Source organism: Sphingomonas paludis (assembly GCF_053502515.1).
Map to the genome: position 1 here is coordinate 19,791 of NZ_CP187558.1, position 16,337 is coordinate 36,127.

General features: G+C 66.2%; 17 protein-coding genes. 9 read left to right on the top strand and 8 right to left on the bottom strand.

The window, feature by feature from the left end:
- Positions 1 to 276: 276 nt before the first annotated feature.
- Both glmS and glmU read right to left on the bottom strand, forming a co-directional pair.
- Positions 277 to 2,100: a glutamine--fructose-6-phosphate transaminase (isomerizing) gene (gene glmS, locus ACPVPU_RS00080; RefSeq protein ID WP_448658868.1), complete on the bottom strand. Its 1,824-nt coding sequence runs from the start codon at positions 2,098 to 2,100 to the stop codon at positions 277 to 279.
- Between the two features lie 97 nt (positions 2,101 to 2,197).
- Complete coding sequence (gene glmU, locus ACPVPU_RS00085) at positions 2,198 to 3,559, bottom strand: bifunctional UDP-N-acetylglucosamine diphosphorylase/glucosamine-1-phosphate N-acetyltransferase GlmU (RefSeq protein WP_448658869.1); 1,362 nt, start codon at positions 3,557 to 3,559, stop codon at positions 2,198 to 2,200.
- A 77-nt stretch (positions 3,560 to 3,636) separates the two neighbouring features.
- On the opposite strand from glmU, the gene gph reads away from it, so the two are divergent.
- Complete coding sequence (gene gph, locus ACPVPU_RS00090) at positions 3,637 to 4,320, top strand: phosphoglycolate phosphatase (protein ID WP_448658870.1); 684 nt, start codon at positions 3,637 to 3,639, stop codon at positions 4,318 to 4,320.
- Here the strand turns inward: gph and ACPVPU_RS00095 are convergent.
- Genes ACPVPU_RS00095 through ACPVPU_RS00110 form a run of 4 tightly spaced genes read right to left on the bottom strand, consistent with a single transcriptional unit; the run spans position 4,305 to position 6,907 of the window.
- Positions 4,305 to 5,312: a nucleotidyltransferase domain-containing protein gene (locus ACPVPU_RS00095; protein ID WP_448658871.1), complete on the bottom strand. Its 1,008-nt coding sequence runs from the start codon at positions 5,310 to 5,312 to the stop codon at positions 4,305 to 4,307. The genes gph and ACPVPU_RS00095 overlap by 16 nt on opposite strands.
- Positions 5,309 to 6,172, bottom strand: coding sequence for an HprK-related kinase A (locus tag ACPVPU_RS00100; RefSeq protein WP_448658872.1), 864 nt, complete (start codon positions 6,170 to 6,172; stop codon positions 5,309 to 5,311). The genes ACPVPU_RS00095 and ACPVPU_RS00100 overlap by 4 nt, the downstream gene beginning before the upstream one ends.
- On the bottom strand, positions 6,169 to 6,438 hold the full coding sequence (locus ACPVPU_RS00105; RefSeq protein WP_448658873.1) for an HPr-rel-A system PqqD family peptide chaperone: 270 nt from the start codon (positions 6,436 to 6,438) through the stop codon (positions 6,169 to 6,171). Before ACPVPU_RS00105 ends, ACPVPU_RS00100 begins: the two co-directional genes overlap by 4 nt.
- Positions 6,439 to 6,481: 43 nt before the next feature.
- Positions 6,482 to 6,907, bottom strand: a complete 426-nt coding sequence (locus ACPVPU_RS00110) for a hypothetical protein (RefSeq protein WP_448660554.1) — start codon at positions 6,905 to 6,907, stop codon at positions 6,482 to 6,484.
- 129 nt (positions 6,908 to 7,036) lie between these two features.
- Here ACPVPU_RS00110 and ACPVPU_RS00115 point away from each other — a divergent pair, with 129 nt between their 5' ends.
- The 8 genes from ACPVPU_RS00115 to ACPVPU_RS00150 all read left to right on the top strand — a co-directional run bounded on the left by ACPVPU_RS00115 (position 7,037) and on the right by ACPVPU_RS00150 (position 15,195).
- Positions 7,037 to 8,254, top strand: a complete 1,218-nt coding sequence (locus ACPVPU_RS00115; protein ID WP_448658874.1) for an ATP-binding protein — start codon at positions 7,037 to 7,039, stop codon at positions 8,252 to 8,254.
- Between the two features lie 70 nt (positions 8,255 to 8,324).
- Positions 8,325 to 9,371 (top strand): substrate-binding domain-containing protein, encoded by a 1,047-nt coding sequence (locus ACPVPU_RS00120; RefSeq protein WP_448658876.1) that lies wholly within the window; start codon positions 8,325 to 8,327, stop codon positions 9,369 to 9,371.
- Complete coding sequence (pstC, locus tag ACPVPU_RS00125) at positions 9,368 to 10,744, top strand: phosphate ABC transporter permease subunit PstC (protein WP_448658877.1); 1,377 nt, start codon at positions 9,368 to 9,370, stop codon at positions 10,742 to 10,744. Before ACPVPU_RS00120 ends, pstC begins: the two co-directional genes overlap by 4 nt.
- Positions 10,737 to 12,005, top strand: coding sequence for a phosphate ABC transporter permease PstA (gene pstA / locus ACPVPU_RS00130; RefSeq protein WP_448658878.1), 1,269 nt, complete (start codon positions 10,737 to 10,739; stop codon positions 12,003 to 12,005). The genes pstC and pstA overlap by 8 nt, the downstream gene beginning before the upstream one ends.
- Complete coding sequence (gene pstB / locus ACPVPU_RS00135) at positions 12,005 to 12,805, top strand: phosphate ABC transporter ATP-binding protein PstB (protein WP_448658879.1); 801 nt, start codon at positions 12,005 to 12,007, stop codon at positions 12,803 to 12,805. Before pstA ends, pstB begins: the two co-directional genes overlap by 1 nt.
- A 20-nt stretch (positions 12,806 to 12,825) precedes the next feature.
- The gene (gene phoU, locus ACPVPU_RS00140; protein WP_448658880.1) at positions 12,826 to 13,521 is read left to right on the top strand and encodes a phosphate signaling complex protein PhoU; all 696 of its coding nucleotides are present in this window, start codon (positions 12,826 to 12,828) and stop codon (positions 13,519 to 13,521) included.
- 4 nt (positions 13,522 to 13,525) lie between these two features.
- Positions 13,526 to 14,218: a phosphate regulon transcriptional regulator PhoB gene (gene phoB / locus ACPVPU_RS00145; protein WP_260021367.1), complete on the top strand. Its 693-nt coding sequence runs from the start codon at positions 13,526 to 13,528 to the stop codon at positions 14,216 to 14,218.
- 80 nt (positions 14,219 to 14,298) lie between these two features.
- The gene (locus ACPVPU_RS00150) at positions 14,299 to 15,195 is read left to right on the top strand and encodes an SDR family NAD(P)-dependent oxidoreductase (RefSeq protein ID WP_448658881.1); all 897 of its coding nucleotides are present in this window, start codon (positions 14,299 to 14,301) and stop codon (positions 15,193 to 15,195) included.
- A gap of 37 nt (positions 15,196 to 15,232) precedes the next feature.
- On the opposite strand, the gene ACPVPU_RS00155 is transcribed toward ACPVPU_RS00150, so the two are convergent.
- Together ACPVPU_RS00155 and epsC are read right to left on the bottom strand one after the other, a co-directional pair.
- Positions 15,233 to 15,574: a DUF2794 domain-containing protein gene (locus tag ACPVPU_RS00155; RefSeq protein WP_448658882.1), complete on the bottom strand. Its 342-nt coding sequence runs from the start codon at positions 15,572 to 15,574 to the stop codon at positions 15,233 to 15,235.
- Positions 15,574 to 16,266: a serine O-acetyltransferase EpsC gene (epsC, locus tag ACPVPU_RS00160; protein ID WP_448658883.1), complete on the bottom strand. Its 693-nt coding sequence runs from the start codon at positions 16,264 to 16,266 to the stop codon at positions 15,574 to 15,576. Before epsC ends, ACPVPU_RS00155 begins: the two co-directional genes overlap by 1 nt.
- Between the last annotated feature and the right edge of the window lie 71 nt (positions 16,267 to 16,337).

Here is a 16,337-nt window from a genome sequence, read left to right on the forward strand (position 1 = left end):
GGCCGGAATGCAAATTGCGAAATGCTTAAAAATCGATTAATCATTTCGACGCGCATCGTGCGCCAAAACAGGAGAATCCTGATGTTCGCTCTGTTGTTTCGTGAATCCTACGGCGAAGACCTTCGCCCCTGGTAACGGACGCTTCCGGGCCGGCTGGATTCGACAGAATCCGTCCGGTCCGGACGTTTCACGAAACGCTGATCGAACGCCGGGTTCCCGATCCGGTCTTGCTGGATGCAGGTACCGGTTTTCGCCGTCTTCCCGTGTGACCGAGGCCTATTCCACCGTCACTGATTTCGCCAGGTTGCGCGGCTGATCGACGTCCGTGCCCTTGGCCACGGCGACGTGATAGGCCAGCAGCTGCACCGGCACCGCATAGACCAGCGGCGCGATCAGCGGGTGCACCTTCGGCATGGTGATCGTTGCCAGGCATCCCTCGCCCGCCGACGCCACGCCGTCATAGTCGGAAATCAGCACCACCTTGCCGCCGCGCGCCTGCACCTCCTGCATGTTGCTGACGGTCTTGTCGAACAGCGGGCCAGATGGGGCGATGACGATCACCGGCACGGCGTCGTCGATCAGCGCGATGGGGCCATGCTTCATCTCGCCGGCGGCATAGCCCTCGGCATGGATATAGCTGATTTCCTTGAGCTTCAGCGCCCCTTCCAGCGCCAGCGGATAATCGGTGCCGCGGCCCAGATAGAGCACGTCCCGCGCACCGGCAATAAAGTGCGCCATCTCCTGGATCTTCTCGTCATAGGCGAGCGCGGCGTTCAGCGCGGCAGGGGCTTCGGCCAGGTGGCGGACCACTTCCTTTTCCGCGCGCGCATCCAGCCGCCCCTTGGCCCGCGCCAGATTGGCGGCAAGCGCGGCGAGCACTGCCAGCTGACAGGTGAACGCCTTTGTGGACGCAACGCCGATTTCCGGCCCGGCATGGGTGGGGAGCAGCAGGTCGGCCTCGCGCGCCATGGTGCTGGTCGGCACGTTGACGACGGCGGCGATCTTCTGTCCCTCGGCGCGGGCGTGGCGCAGCGCGGCCAGCGTATCGGCAGTCTCGCCCGACTGGCTGATGACGATCATCAGCCCGCCATCCTCCATTACCGGCTCGCGGTAGCGAAACTCGGATGCGACATCCAGGTCGACGGGCACCCGCGCGAACTGTTCGAACCAGTATTTGGCGACCATCCCCGCATAGAAGCTGGTGCCGCACGCGACGATGGTCACCCGGCGGATCGCGCCCAGGTCGAATTCCGGGATCGGCAGCGACACCTGATCCTGTTCGCGCCGCAGATAGGATTTAAGCGTCTGGGCAACGACGATCGGCTGCTCATAGATTTCCTTGAGCATGAAGTGCCGGTGATTGCCCTTTTCCACCTGTGCGGCGGAAACGCCCGAAATCGTGATCGGCCGCTCGACCGGCTGATTGTCGCGGTCGAAGATTTCCGCCCCGTCGCGGGTGATGACGACCCAGTCGCCCTCCTCCAGATAGCTGATCCGCTGCGTCAGCGGGGCAAGCGCCAGGGCGTCTGAACCCAGGAACGTCTCGCCCTCGCCGTAACCGACGACCAGCGGCGAGCCGAGCCGCGCGCCGATCAGCAGGTCGGGATGCTGGCGGAACAGTATGGCCAGCGCGAACGCACCGTGCAGCTGCGGCAGCACCTCGCGCACCGCATCGCGCGGGTCCATGCCCGCCTCGATCCGGTCGCTCAGCAGATGGGCGACGACCTCGCTGTCCGTTTCGCTATCGAAATGCCGCCCCTTGGCCAGCAATGCCTCGCGCAGCGGCTTGTAGTTCTCGATGATGCCATTGTGGACCAACGCCACCTCGCCCGTCGCATGGGGATGGGCGTTGGCGGTGGTCGGCGCGCCGTGCGTCGCCCAGCGGGTGTGCGCGATGCCGATGGTGCCGGGCAGCGGCTCGGCGATCAGTTCGCGGGCTAGGTTGTTCAGCTTGCCCTCGGCCCGCCGCCGCTCGATCGCCCCGTCGAACAGCGCGGCGACCCCGGCGCTGTCATAGCCCCGATATTCCAGCCGACGAAGGCCATCGACCAGCCGCTCCGCCACATCCGAATTGCTGACGATGCCGATAATGCCGCACATACTGGGATTAGCCTTTGATTTGGAACAGGGTCTGACGCTCAACCGTCGAATGCCACGCAATCCTTGGCATCCGGTTTACCGTGCGCAAGTTCGCAATTCAGCCGGATTTGGCTTTTTCCGCTTTTTTCCGCTTCATCGCATCGTGGAACCGGTCGGCCCAACCGGGCTTCACCAGCTGTTCGGCGCGGACGATGCGCAGTTCGCCGTCCGCCACATCGCGGCTGACCGCACTACCCGCGGCAACGATGGCGTCGGCACCGATGCTGACCGGTGCGATCAGCGCGCTGTTCGATCCGATGAAGGCGCGCGGACCGATGACGGTCCTGTGCTTGAAATAGCCGTCATAATTGCAGGTGATGGTGCCCGCCCCGATATTGGCCCCTGCCCCTACGCTGGCATCGCCGACATAGCTCAGGTGATTGACCTTGGCCCCCGCTCCCAGCTCGGCCGCCTTCAGCTCGACGAAATTGCCGACCTTTGCCCCTTCGCGCAGCACCGTTCCGGGGCGCAGCCGGGCATAGGGACCGATCACCGCGCCAGCCTCAAGCACCGCACCCTCCAGGTGGCTGAAGGCATGGATGGTCACGCCGTCATGCACCGTCACGCCCGTGCCGAACACCACGTTCGGTTCCACGGTCACGTCGCGGCCGAGCACGGTATCGTGCGCGAACCACACCGTCTCCGGCGCGATCAGCGTGGCCCCGTCCGCCATCGCCTGCGCCCGGCGGCGCTGCTGCCAGGCCAATTCCACCCCGGCGAGTTCGGCGCGGCTGTTGATGCCGGCCACTTCGGCCTCGTCGGTCTCGATTACCGCGCTCGCCCGGCCGTCGGCGGCGGCGAGCATGACGATATCGGGCAGATAATATTCGCCCGCCGCATTGTCGTTGCCGACCCGCGCCAGCAGCGCGAACAGGTCCGCCGACCGCACCGCCATCAGGCCCGAATTGCACAGGGTGACCGCGCGTTCCGCTTCACTGGCATCCTTGTATTCGACCATGCGGTCGATCCGGTCGCCCTGGCTCAGGATCCGGCCATAGGCTGCGGGGTCGGCGGGGCGAAAGCCCAGCACGACACAGGCCGGCGCATCGGGCGCGCCCAGCCGCTCGACCATCCGCCGCATCGTCGCCGACGTCACCAGCGGCACATCGCCATAGAGGATCAGGACGGTCCCGTTGAAACCCGCCAGCGCCGCCTCTGCCTGCGCAACCGCATGGCCGGTGCCCAGCTGTTCCGCCTGCACCGCAGTCGCCACGCCGAGCGGCGCCACCGCCGCTTCCACCTGTTCCCGGCCCGCGCCCACCACCACGACCCGGCGTTCCGGCGCCAGTTCATCGATGCTGGCCAGCAGATGCAGCAGCATCGGCCGCCCGGCGACGGGATGCAGCACCTTGTGCAGATCGGATTTCATGCGGGTGCCCTTGCCCGCGGCAAGGATGATCGCGGCGATGGATTGGGTCATGCGGCCTCCCGGTCTCGGCCCCGCGTCCCTGCCATGCCGGGCTTGCCATGGCCATAGGCGACGGCCATTGCGCAGGCATGAATCAGCCCTTTTCGATCATCGGCTTCGATCTCGACGGCACGCTGGTCGATAGCCGGGCGGATATCGCTGCCGGGGTAAACGCTGCCCTGAACGGGATCGGGCGCGCGCCGCTCGCGCTGGATGCGGTGACGCGGATGATCGGCGGCGGGGTCACTCGCCTGCTGGAACAGGCGCTGGCGGCGACCGGCGGGGCGGAAGGCGTGGATTTCCCGGCCCTGCGCGCCGCGATGCTGGCGCATTACGGCGCGCATCTGTCTGTCCACACCCGCGTTTATCCCGGCGTCGAGGCCGTGCTTACCCGGCTGGCGGCCGACGGTGCGCGGCTGGCGGTGGTGACCAACAAGCCGGAGGCGTTGGCCGTGGCGCTGCTCGACCAGCTGGGCCTGGCTCGACATTTCAGCCTGGTCATCGGCGGCGACACGCTGGGCCCAGGCCGCGCCAAGCCCGATCCGGCACCCGTCCTGGCGATGACCGAGCGACTGGGCGGCGGCCAGGCGGCGTTCGTCGGCGATTCGCATTTCGATGTCGGCGCGGCGCGCGGGGCTGGCCTTCCGGTAATCGCGGTCGATTTCGGATTTTCGACAATACCCGCCGCCGATCTGGGGGCGGACGCGGTGATCGCAGCCTTTGCCGACCTGCCCGCCGCACTGGCTGATCTCGCCGGTCAGGCGGGGCGATAACCCTTTCGCCATTTAGTCCACAAATGCTGTGCCAGCATCGCGGGTGGCATCCGCAGCCAATGCCCGCGCAGGTAAAAGGCGAATTCCGTCGCCTTGTGCCGCTGTCGTCCCCAGCCGTCGCGCCCGGTCAGGCGGCGAAGGAACAGACTGTCGCTTGCCCGCTTGCCCCGCCATTCGGCCGGAATGTCGCTGCCGAACAACTGCGCGGACAAGCGACAGGCACGCGCCATTGCCCCGGTCAGTCCGTGCAGCCCCGCCCGCTCGACCAGTCCCTCATGCCCGCCCTCGGCCAGCAGGCAATGAATGTCCCACAGGTTGCGCAGCCCCCCCGCCATGTCGCCGTCGGCGATCAGATGCGCGGCTGCATGACACAGCATGTCGGCATGGCTCAGCACCGACAGCCCCCCGCCCAGCTCGACACGGCCAGCGATCAGCGCCGCTGCATCGGGCCGCACCCGCGCGGTGAGCGGCAGGATGGTGTGGTGCACGTCGATCATCCGGTCCCGCTCGCGGTGGATCATCGGCGGCAGCTCGTGCATCCAGCGGCGATAATAGGCATCGTCATAAGGGTCGGGCTTCACCCATTCCCAGCCGCCCGGTCCCAGCAGCGCGGCCTCGACCGCATCCAGCGCATCGCGCGGCACCAGGATATCGAGATCGCCGATGGATCGCCCTACCCCCGCCGACAGCCCGGCAGCCACGAACGCCGTCCCTTTCAAGAGCACGACCGGCACACCCAGCGAGGCCAGCACGCGCCGCGCCATTTCCGCCTCCCAAATGGCGGCCGTCCGCCCCTGTTCGGCCGAGGCCCGGGCATCGGTCAGGATGCGTGCGGCGGCATCGGGCATGGGCAGCCCGTTCAGCCGGTGCGCCAGCGTGCCGACGATCTGCTCCGCCCGCGCCGCCGCGATCAGGCTGGTCCAGCCTGCCGCGTCCAGCGCAGCCGTGCTCGCGGGATCGCGCAAGGCGGCGATGAGCAGCCGGGCGCTCACGCCGCGTCCCCGAACAACCGCTCGACCATCGCCACCGCGCTGTCGGTATCGGGATAGTCGATGGCCCGCGCGGGCACGGTCTGCACCAGTCGTGTCAGCGCGGTGAAGCCCCGCTCGCCCAGCGCGACATAATTGGTCGATGCCTGGGTCAGCCGGACGAACACCTCGCTCGGCTCGACCGGCCGTTCGTCGGCGGCATGGCCATAGCTGGGGAACAGGATCAGCGCGGGTCGCGCCGTCACGTCCATCGCGGCAATGGCGGCGGCATCGGGGATCAGGTGGCGGATATCCCCCTTTGGCGTGTCCGGCTGCGGCGGGCCGAACCGGCCGCCCGGCAGCGCCGCCTGCATCACCGCCACCGACTGGTTCTTCAGGCTGATCAGCCGGGGAAAGGCATGGATCAGCCCGGTTTCTGGATCGACCAGCGCAAATTCGTCGCCCATCAGCCGCCAACCCCGCGCCATCAAGAGCGCCGACAGCGTGGATTTGCCCGACCCCGACACCCCGGTCATCAGCACGCAGCGCCCGTCCCGTTCGACGGTGGACGCATGGAGCAACAGGTAGCGGCGCTGCGCCAGCGCCATCTGAAGGTTCATGCCCATTTCGGCGGCCAGCAGGCCCAGCGACAGCGGCAACGGCGCGGCATCGGGGATGGTGTAATCGCCGCCGATCATCACTGACGGGCGGATCACCCGTCGCCACGGCCGCGCCGCGAACAGCCGGACGGTGAAATCCGGGATGCCGTCCGCCGGTTTTGGATAATCGCGGTAACATTCGGCCAGCTGGGCCACGGGCAGCCGCCAGTCGGAACCGATGCGAAAGCCCACCGGCCCCACGCGCACCTGAAACACGTGTCTCACAGCAGCTCGACCAGTCCGGTCGTCACCAGTTCCTCCAAGCGTTCCGCCAGGGCGTCGGCATCGCCGTCGACCAGATCGAACCGATCGGACAGCCGGGCGAACAGCGCGTCGATATCCAGCGGACCGTCCTCCAGCGCGGCCAGCAATTCCGGCACCGGCGGCGCCACCAGATGCGTCTGGCCGGAACGCCGGTCATGGATTGCGGTCAGCGCGTCCAGCGGCTCGATCAGCAGCGTCTGGGAAGGGGCGGCGCGATAACGGGTCACGCCCCCGTCCTAACGGCAAAGCGGTTAGGGGGAAATTAAGCGCTCAGCCCCGGGGCATCTGAAGCGAGGCGAAGCAGGTAAAGCCGCTGGTCCCCTGCTGAAGCCGCCGGATATAGTTGGTATAGGCGCGGCTCTGCTCATAGCTGGTGCCGGGCAGGGTGTTGCCCGCCAGAGCGCGCTTGACCTCCTCACCCTTGAACGCGCGGCCGGGCGGCGCGAACGCACCATCGGTGCCGGGCGGAACCACCTTGCCGTCCGCTGCGATATACTGGCCGGCCCGGCCCGGATCGGGCACCGGGATTTCACAGGTGGAAATGGATGCGGTCGTCTGCGCCAGCGCCGGGCGGATCGATACCACCACCGATGCGCCGGCCGCACCCAGCATCAATGCGCGGCGTCCCGCATTGGCGGGGCCGCTCGCCTGCTGGGTTGCGGGCGGCGCAGTTTCCGGCTGGTCGGGCGTGTCCATCGCCCGCTTGTCCTGCGCCCCGATGCGTTGCGCAATGGTAAAAGAGGGTAAACCGCCCACAATTGCGTCGCCGATTGTCCTGTTGCGGGGCATTGCGGCCTGCCGATTGCGCCGATAGGGGCGACGACGATGCCGATCACCCTCGCCTCCCGCCTTGCCGTCGCGGTCCTGCTCGTGCTGGCCGGTGCCCTGGGGGTGGCGGCGCTGGGTGCCGACATCAACATCCTGGTCATCACCATCGTGTCCGGGATCGCCGCTGCACTGATCGCGCACGGCATGGGCGACCGGCCGTCCCGCCGGGCCGAAATCGAAGCCGGCAGGTCGGCGCCCGACCTGCCCCGCGTCGGCGACCTGATCGAGGCGATCGCGGAGCCCATCCTGCTGATCGCCGACAACCGGGTCATGCAGGCCAATGGGGCCGCCCGCGCGCTTCTGGGGACGCATATCCTGGGTCAGGACGTCCGGATCGCGATCCGGCACCCGGCCGCTGCGGAACGCCTGCTGGCGCGCAACGATCCGGCCGGCGGCGCGCCGATCCATCTTGTCGGCCTGGGCACCCGCGACCAGCGCTGGGAACTCAGGACGCGACGGCTGGCCACCGGCCAGCGGCTGGTGCACCTGATCGACCGGACCAGCAGCTATGCGACCGAGCGGGTCCGCGTCGATTTCGTCGCCAATGCCAGCCACGAACTGCGCACGCCGCTGGCGTCGATCCTTGGCTTTATCGAGACGCTGGGCGACGAGGCCGGCGACGATCCCGAAACCCGTGCCCGGTTCCTGAAGGTCATGCATACCGAGGCGGTGCGGATGCAGCGGCTGATCGACGATCTGATGAGCCTCAGCCGGATCGAGGCGGAAAAATATCGGGAGCCCGATGCCCGGGTCGACCTGGCCGAACTGGCCGCAGAGGTGGTCCAGTCGATCCGGTCGGCCCAGGATCCGCGCGCGGACGATATCCGGCTGATGATCGAACCGGTGCCGACGGTGCGCGGCGATCAGGCGCAGCTCAGCCAGGTGCTCTACAACATCGTCGGCAATGCGATGAAATATGGTCGCCCCGGCACCCCGGTCACCGCGGCGCTGCGCATGAGCGGGGCGATGGTCGAAGTGTCGGTCCGCGATCAGGGCGAGGGTGTCGCGCCGGAACATCTGCCCCGGCTGACCGAGCGCTTCTACCGCGTCGATTCGGGGCGCAGCCGGGCCATGGGCGGCACCGGGCTGGGCCTGGCCATCGTCAAGCATATCGTCGAACGGCATCGCGGCCGGATGGACATTGCCAGCCAGGTCGGCATCGGCACCACGGTCACCATCCTGCTGCCGATCGAAGGCGATGTCATCAATCCGTAACAGGATTGCAACACAGGCAGCCGGGTAGGGTGCTAGCGGAGCCGGAGCAGGGGCCAATTCCGCACCGCTGATGGAGATTTCTATGCTCGGCCGGCCGGTGCTGGTTGCGATTCTCGCGCTGACGACCGCCGCCTGTGGCGGGCCGAGCGCGCGTGAGCAGATCAAGGTGGTGGGTTCTTCCACCGTCTATCCCTTTACAACGGCCGTCGCAGAACGGTTCGTCAACGCCGACCCCAGTCGCCGGGCGCCGGTGATCGAATCGACGGGCACCGGGGCGGGGTTCAACCTGTTCTGCGCCGGCGTCGGATCGCAGCATCCCGACCTGCAAAATGCATCGCGGCGGGTGAAGAAGAGCGAATTCGAACAGTGCCAGGCCAATGGCGTGCGCGACATCATCGAGGTTCAGGTCGGGGCCGACGGGCTGGCGATCGCCGAATCGGTCAATGGTCCGAACATGTCGCTGACCCGCGCCCAGCTTTACACCGCGCTGGCCGCGACGATTGACGGACGCCCCAATCCCCACCGACTATGGTCGGACATCAGCCCCGATCTGCCGCGCATCCCGATCAAGGTGCTGGGGCCGCCAACGACCAGCGGCACGCGCGATTCGTTCAACGAACTGATGATGGAGCCGGGCTGCGTCGCTGCGTTTCCCGCGCTGGAGGCGCTGAAGAAAAGCGATGATCCGGACGCATTCAAAAATGCCTGTGTCCGTATCCGCGACGATGGTGCGTATATCGATTCGGGCGAGAACGACAATCTGATCGTCCAGAAACTTTCGACCGATCCCAATGCGCTCGGCATTTTCGGATTCAGCTTTCTGGAGGCCAATGCGACGCGGGTGCGCGGCGTACCGATCGAGGGGGTGGTCCCCACCTATGAAACCGTCGCCAATGCGCGGTATCCCGGTGCCCGGCCATTGTTCATCTATGTCAAGAAACAGCATCTGCGCGCCGTGCCGGGCCTGAAGGAGTTCCTTTCCACCTATGTCAGCGCATGGGAACCCGACGGTCCGCTGGTGCGCAAGGGCATGATCGCGGCCCCGGCCCAGGTCCGAGTCGCCAATGCGGCCATCGTTGCCCGCCAGTCGGTGCTGTCGGCGGAGTCGCTGAAGTGAACCCGGTGGTCCTGTTCTTTCTGGTCATCGGCCTGGCGCTGATCGGCTGGCTCGTCGCCCGTGCCCGCGGCGCGGCGCTCGAGGGGGTCGATGGCCGTCGGCCCCATTCGCTGCCGGCACAGCATGGCTGGTATGTGGCGATCTGGGTCGCGCTGCCTGCGCTTGCCTTTCTCGGCATCTGGGCGGCGATCATGCCGTCCCTGGTGACGGACGCAGTGCTGTCCCACCCCGCCGCCGCCAGCATGCCGGACACGGCATTCGAGCGTCAGTCGATCCTGGCAGAGGCCCGTGCGCTGGCCAATGGCGACGCCTATGGTGCCTTCAATCCCGAATCGGAACGGCTGGCGCCCGTCTATGCCGTCTATGCCGATCGCTATGGCTGGATCGGCACTGCGGTCGCGCTGCTGCTCGCCTTTGCCGGCGGCGCCTATGCCTATACCCGCATCCGCCCCGATCTGCGCGCGCGGACCCATGTCGAACGCGTGGTGATGATGGTGCTGCTGATCGCGTCGCTGATCGCAACGCTGACCACACTCGGCATCTTCCTGTCGCTCCTGTTCGAAAGCGCGCGCTTCTTTTCCATCGTGCCCATCACCGATTTCCTGTTCGGCACCCGCTGGAACCCCCAGGTGATCAGTGCGGCCGATCCCGGCGAAACGCTGGGCGCGGTACCGCTGTTCTGGGGCACCTTTTTCATCGGGGCGGTGATTGCGATGATCGTCGCCATCCCGTTCGGCCTGATGAGCGCCATCTATCTGACCCAATATGCAGCACCCGGCGTGCGCCGGTGGATGAAGCCGGTGCTCGAAATCCTGGCTGGCGTGCCGACCGTGGTTTACGGATATTTCGCCGCACTGACCGTCGGGCCTGCGATCCGTGACCTGGCGGTTTCCTTGGGCTTTACCTATGCCAGCAGCGAAAGCGCGCTGTCTGCGGGGCTGGTGATGGGCATCATGATCATCCCGTTCGTCTCCTCGATGGCCGATGACAGCATCGCCGCCGTTCCGCGCGCGATGCGCGACGGATCGTTGGCGATGGGCGCGACCACCAGCGAGACGATCCGCCGCGTTCTTTTGCCCGCTGCCTTGCCCGGCGTTGTCGCGGGGATGCTGCTGGCCGTCAGCCGGGCGATCGGCGAGACGATGATCGTGGTGATGGCGGCCAGCGGTGCTGCGAACATCACGCTGAACCCGTTCGACAGCGCGACGACGGTGACGAAGCAGATCGTCGACCTGCTGACCGGCGAAGCAGAGTTCGACAGCCCCAAGACGCTGGCGGCATTCGCGCTTGGCCTGACCCTGTTCCTCGTCACGTTCCTGCTCAACATCGTCGCGCTGCGCGTGGTGAAGAAATATCGGGAAGCATATGACTAAACCCGCACGGCCAGAGCGCGCGCAGACCGACTGGCGGTCCGATGCCATGCGCCGCCGCATCCAGCAGCGCTATGGCGCCGAACGGCGGTTTCGCCTGTTCGGACTGGGCGCGGTGGCGGTTTCGGCCGGCTTCCTCGCCTTTCTTTTGATTTCGATGCTGTCCAGCGGCCTGGGCGGTTTCAACCGGACCGAAGTCGCGCTGCCGCTCGACCTGAAATCCGCCGCGCTCGAGGTGACGCCCGAACAGCTGGCATCGCCCGGCGCCGATCTGGCGCTGGCCAGCGCCGGCCTTGCCGATACGGTCGAGGCGGCCGCACTTGCGGCATTCGGCGATACACCGGTGCCGGTGGTGTCGGAATATAGCTGGCTGGCGGTGCGCGACGCGATCAAGGCCGATCCGTCGCTGATCGCCAAATCGACGCGGATCGACGTGCCGGTATCCAGCGAGATCGAGGAAGCGGTGAAAGGCGATGGTACGCCCGAGGCAGAGGCAATCGCAAAGCGGCTGGACGCTGAAGGCGTGCTCAATTCCGGGTTCAACTGGCAGTTCCTCAGCGCATCGGATTCGACCGACCCCAGCGCCGTCGGCATCTGGGGCGCGCTGAAGGGTTCGTTCCTGACGATGCTCGTCACGCTGGCGCTGGCTTTTCCGATCGGCGTGTTCTCGGCCGTCTATCTCGAGGAATATGCACCCAAGAATCGCTGGACCGACCTGATCGAGGTTTCGATCAACAACCTGGCCGCGGTCCCGTCAATCATCTTCGGCCTGCTGGGACTGGCGGTGTTCCTCAACACCTTCAACCTGCCGCGCTCGGCGCCCATCGTCGGCGGGTTGACGCTGGCGCTGATGATCATGCCGGTCATCGTCATCGCGGGGCGCAACGCGATCAAGGCGGTGCCGCCGTCGATCCGCGACGCAGCGCTCGGCATCGGCGCATCGCGGGTGCAGGTCGTGTTCCACCATGTGATCCCGCTCGCCTTGCCCGGCATCATGACCGGTACCATCATCGGCATGGCCCGCGCGCTGGGCGAAACGGCCCCCTTGTTGATGATCGGAATGCGCGCATTCATCGTCAGCCCGCCGGAGGGGCTGTCCGATCCCGCCACCGTGCTGCCGGTCCAGATCTTTCTGTGGTCGGATCAGATCAGCCGCGGCTTCATCGAAAAGACGAGCGCGGCGATCATCGTGCTCCTGGTGTTCCTGCTCGCCATGAACGCGTTCGCCATCTATCTTCGCAACAGGTTCGAGACCCGCTGGTAATGACCGACACCCTGATCAATCCGGCGACCGCGCCGACCACCGCGCCGATCAAGATGGCCGCGCGCGACGTTCACGTCCATTACGGCACGACCCATGCAATCAAGGGCGTGTCGATCGACATCGACATGGACAATGTGACGGCGTTCATCGGCCCGTCGGGCTGTGGTAAGTCCACCTTCCTGCGCACGCTGAACCGGATGAACGACACGGTGGCCAATGCGCGGGTGACCGGCGACATCACGCTGGATGGCCAGGACATCTATGCGCCATCGATGGACGTGGTGCAGCTGCGCGCCCGAGTCGGCATGGTGTTTCAGAAGCCGAACCCGTTTCCGAAATCGATCTTTGAAAATGTCGCCTATGGACCGAAGATCCACGGGCTGGCGACGGGCAAGAGCGACCTTGCCGACATCGTCGAACAATCGCTGCGCCGGGCCGGCCTGTGGGACGAGGTCAAGGACCGGCTGAACGACAGCGGCACTGCCATGTCGGGGGGGCAGCAACAGCGACTGTGCATCGCCCGCGCCATCGCGGTCGATCCCGAGGTCATCCTGATGGACGAGCCGTGCTCGGCACTGGACCCCATTGCCACCGCCAAGATCGAGGAGCTGATCCACGAACTGCGCGGGCGCTATGCCATCGTGATCGTGACGCACAACATGCAGCAGGCAGCTCGCGTGTCGCAGCGCACGGCGTTTTTCCATCTGGGCAATCTGGTGGAATATGGCGTGACCTCCGACATCTTCACCAATCCCCGCCAGGAGCGGACCAAGGATTACATCACCGGCCGCTACGGCTGAGTGCAGGAGGTTCAGGCGGCATGAGCGAACATACGGTCAAGGCGTTCGACGAGGATATCGGCGAGCTGCGCGGGCTGATCGCCCAGATGGGCGGCATGGCCGAAAGCGCGATCGACGCGGCGATGGTCGCGCTGAAGCGGCACGACCTGAAGGCGGCGACCGAAATCATCGAGGGCGACAAGGCCATCGATGCCCTGGAGTTCGAGATCGAGCGGCTGGCGGTGCGGCTGATCGCCCTGCGCGCGCCCATGGCCGACGACCTGCGCGAGGTGGTCAGCGCGCTCAAGATCGCCAGCGTGCTGGAACGGGTCGGCGATTATGCCAAGAACATCGCCAAGCGCGTGCCGATGATCCGGGATGGCAACGACATGGCCCCCTTGTCGCTGCTGCCGTCGATGGCGACGATGGCGACCGATATGCTGCACGACGTGCTCAACGCCTTTGCCGCCCGCGATGCGGAGGCGGCGGTGCGGGTGTGCGAACGCGACAATGCGGTCGATGATTTCTACAATTCGATCTTTCGCACGCTGGTTACCTTCATGGTCGAAAACCCGTCGACCATCGGCCAGGCCGCGCATCTGTTGTTCATTGCCAAGAATCTGGAACGGGTGGGCGACCATGCGACCAATGTCGCCGAAATGGTCTATTACACCGCCACCGGCCATCACATGAGCGACCGGGATCAGGGCGACCCTGTCCCCGTCATCGGGAGCTGAACCCATGTCACGCGCAACGATGCTGCTGGTCGAGGACGATCCGGCGCTGGCCGAATTGCTGATCTATCATTTCAAGCGCGAGGATTTCGAGGTCAAGCACACGCCGGACGGCGAAGAAGCCCTGTTGCTGGCCAAGGAGGCATCGCCCGACATCGTGCTGCTCGACTGGATGGTCGAGGGGTTGTCGGGGATCGAGGTCTGCCGTCGCCTGCGCCGGATGAGCGAGACGGCGAACGTGCCGATCATCATGCTGACCGCGCGCGGCGAGGAAGAAGACCGCGTCCGCGGCCTGGAAACCGGCGCGGACGATTACGTCACCAAGCCCTTTTCCCCGCGCGAACTGGTCGCCCGGGTCGGTGCGGTGCTGCGCCGTGTCCGCCCGGCGCTGGCGGGCGAACAACTGGTCTATGCCGACATCGAAATGGATACGGTGGGCCACAAGGTGCGGCGCGGCGGCGAGGTGGTGCCGCTCGGCCCCACCGAGTTCCGGCTGCTCAAGCATTTCCTGGAACACCCCGGCTGGGTGTTCAGCCGCGAACGGCTGCTCGATGCGGTCTGGGGCCATGACAGCGACATCGAAAGCCGCACCGTCGACGTCCATATCCGCCGGCTGCGCAAGGCGATCAATCAGGGCGACCGGCCCGACATCATCCGCACCGTCCGGTCCGCCGGATATGCGCTGGATTCGGGGAACTGAGCGAAGTCCCGGCGTGCCACCGTTGACGCTGGCCGGTTGAGCCTGCACCAGTCCGTCCAGATTGATCAGGGGTGGATGAAATGGCGATCCGGTTCGATGGACGCGTGGCGATCGTTACCGGTGCAGGCGGCGGGCTTGGCCGCGCCTATGCGCTGGAACTGGCCCGACGCGGTGCGCGGGTCGTGGTCAACGACCTGGGCGGCACGCGGGATGGCAGCGGCCGATCGGATGCGGCATCGCGCGTGGTCGCTGAAATCGAGGGTCTGGGCGGTCAGGCAATAGCCGACGACGGCGACGTCACCCGCTTTGCCGACATGCAGGCGATGGTCGCCCGTGCCGTCGACCGCTGGGGCGGCGTCCATATCCTGATCAACAATGCCGGCGTCCTGCGCGACAAGAGCTTTGCCAAGATGACGCCGGAGGATTTCGAATTCGTCGTCCGCGTTCACCTGATCGGATCGGCCAATGCGACCAAGGCGGTATGGGACGGGATGCGCGATCAGGGCTATGGCCGGATTCTCATGACGGCCAGTTCGACGGGGCTTTTCGGCAATTTCGGCCAGGCCAATTACGGCGCCGCCAAGCTGGGCCTCGCCGGGTTGACCAGGACGCTGTATCTGGAGGGCGCCAAGCACGATGTGCGGGTGAACACCCTGGCCCCGGTCGCCGGCACGCGGATGACCGAGGATATCTTTCCCGAGGCCGCGTTTCACGCCTTTGCCCCCGAATCGGTGGTGCCCGCCGCGCTGTATCTGGTCAGCGACGATGCCCCGACCAACGCGATCGTCGGCGCAGGCGCTGGCGTGTTTCAGGCAAGCTATGTCACCCTGACGCAAGGAGTGCACCTGACCGGAGACGACCTGTCGCCAGAGGGGGTAGCAGCGCACTGGGCGGCGATTACCGACCGGTCCGGCGAGTTCGTTCCCCAGTCCGGGGGACAGCAGGCGCAACTGATCTTCAGCCAGCTGAACCGGTGATCGAGCGCCTATCGGCCCATGTCCGGCGTGTCGCCAGCTAGTCCTCGATCAGTTTCAGCAGCCGCCGTTCGACGGGGGCCAGCACCGGGCCGAGTTCGTGGCCGCGCTTCAGCACCAGGCCCTGTTCGTTGACCAGCGCCCACATCCCTTGGCGATTTCGCAGGCTTGGGCGCTTTTCCACCCGGATTTCCGGGTTTTCGGCGGTGCGTCGAAATGCGGCGAAGACAGCGACTTCGCGGTCCAGTCGGATGGCATAGTCGCGCCAATGGCCAGCGGCGACCATTCGCCCATACAGGTCGAGGATACGGCCGAGTTCCTGCCGGTCGAAACCGACCTGGCCTGGCCTGACCATGGCGGGGAACGGGGTGACTGTTCCCATCAGGCGCGGTCGCGCATCACCCCGGCGTCACGTTCGGCCAACAATTCGTCGACCCGCTTGCGCATTGCTTCAAGCTCGCAGCGCAGGATTTCCAGCTTCTGGGTCTGCGGATCGAACGTTTCGCGGCACGGCGTGCCATAGGGCATGAAGCCCTGGCCCTGTTGATAGCTGGATGCGTCCATCAATACGGGCTTGGCGGGGATGCCCACCATCGTCGCACCGTCCGGCACATCCTTGGTCACCACCGCATTGGCCCCCACGCGCGCACGCCGCCCGACGGTGATCGGCCCCAGCACCTGCGCACCCGAACCGACGATCGCGCCGTCCAGCAAGGTCGGATGCCGCTTGCCGGCCACGCCATTGTCCGGGCTGGTACCGCCAAGCGTCACGCACTGATAAATGGTCACCTGATCGCCGATCTCGGCGGTTTCGCCGATAACGGTGAAGCCATGGTCGATGAACAGGTGATGCCCGATCCGCGCGCCCGGATGAATGTCGATCGCCGTCAGGAACCGCGACAGATGATTGACCGCCCGCGCCAGGAAAAACAGGCGCGCCCGGAACAGCCGGTGGGCGACGCGGTGAAACCCCAGTGCCCAGACACCGGGGTACAGCATGATTTCAGCCCGCGACCGGGGGGCAGGATCACGCGCCTTGATCGAATCCAGATAGCGTATCAGGCGCCCGAACATCGGCCGTCCCCTTTTTCCCAAGCGCGCTATCTAGGGGCAAGACGCGCACAATTCCAGTGGGGCGAAAGTTC

Bases quoted from the DNA above. Each gene is read 5' to 3' on its own strand.
- pstA (WP_448658878.1), top strand. From the start codon at position 10,737: ATGACTAAACCCGCACGGCCAGAGCGCGCGCAGACCGACTGGCGGTCC.
- pstB (WP_448658879.1), top strand. From the start codon at position 12,005: ATGACCGACACCCTGATCAATCCGGCGACCGCGCCGACCACCGCGCCG.
- gph (WP_448658870.1), top strand. From the start codon at position 3,637: ATGAATCAGCCCTTTTCGATCATCGGCTTCGATCTCGACGGCACGCTG.
- ACPVPU_RS00150 (WP_448658881.1), top strand. From the start codon at position 14,299: ATGGCGATCCGGTTCGATGGACGCGTGGCGATCGTTACCGGTGCAGGC.
- epsC (WP_448658883.1), bottom strand. From the start codon at position 16,266: ATGTTCGGGCGCCTGATACGCTATCTGGATTCGATCAAGGCGCGTGAT.
- glmS (WP_448658868.1), bottom strand. From the start codon at position 2,100: ATGTGCGGCATTATCGGCATCGTCAGCAATTCGGATGTGGCGGAGCGG.
- ACPVPU_RS00155 (WP_448658882.1), bottom strand. From the start codon at position 15,574: ATGGGAACAGTCACCCCGTTCCCCGCCATGGTCAGGCCAGGCCAGGTC.
- ACPVPU_RS00115 (WP_448658874.1), top strand. From the start codon at position 7,037: ATGCCGATCACCCTCGCCTCCCGCCTTGCCGTCGCGGTCCTGCTCGTG.
- phoB (WP_260021367.1), top strand. From the start codon at position 13,526: ATGTCACGCGCAACGATGCTGCTGGTCGAGGACGATCCGGCGCTGGCC.
- glmU (WP_448658869.1), bottom strand. From the start codon at position 3,559: ATGACCCAATCCATCGCCGCGATCATCCTTGCCGCGGGCAAGGGCACC.
- ACPVPU_RS00120 (WP_448658876.1), top strand. From the start codon at position 8,325: ATGGAGATTTCTATGCTCGGCCGGCCGGTGCTGGTTGCGATTCTCGCG.
- phoU (WP_448658880.1), top strand. From the start codon at position 12,826: ATGAGCGAACATACGGTCAAGGCGTTCGACGAGGATATCGGCGAGCTG.
- ACPVPU_RS00110 (WP_448660554.1), bottom strand. From the start codon at position 6,907: ATGGACACGCCCGACCAGCCGGAAACTGCGCCGCCCGCAACCCAGCAG.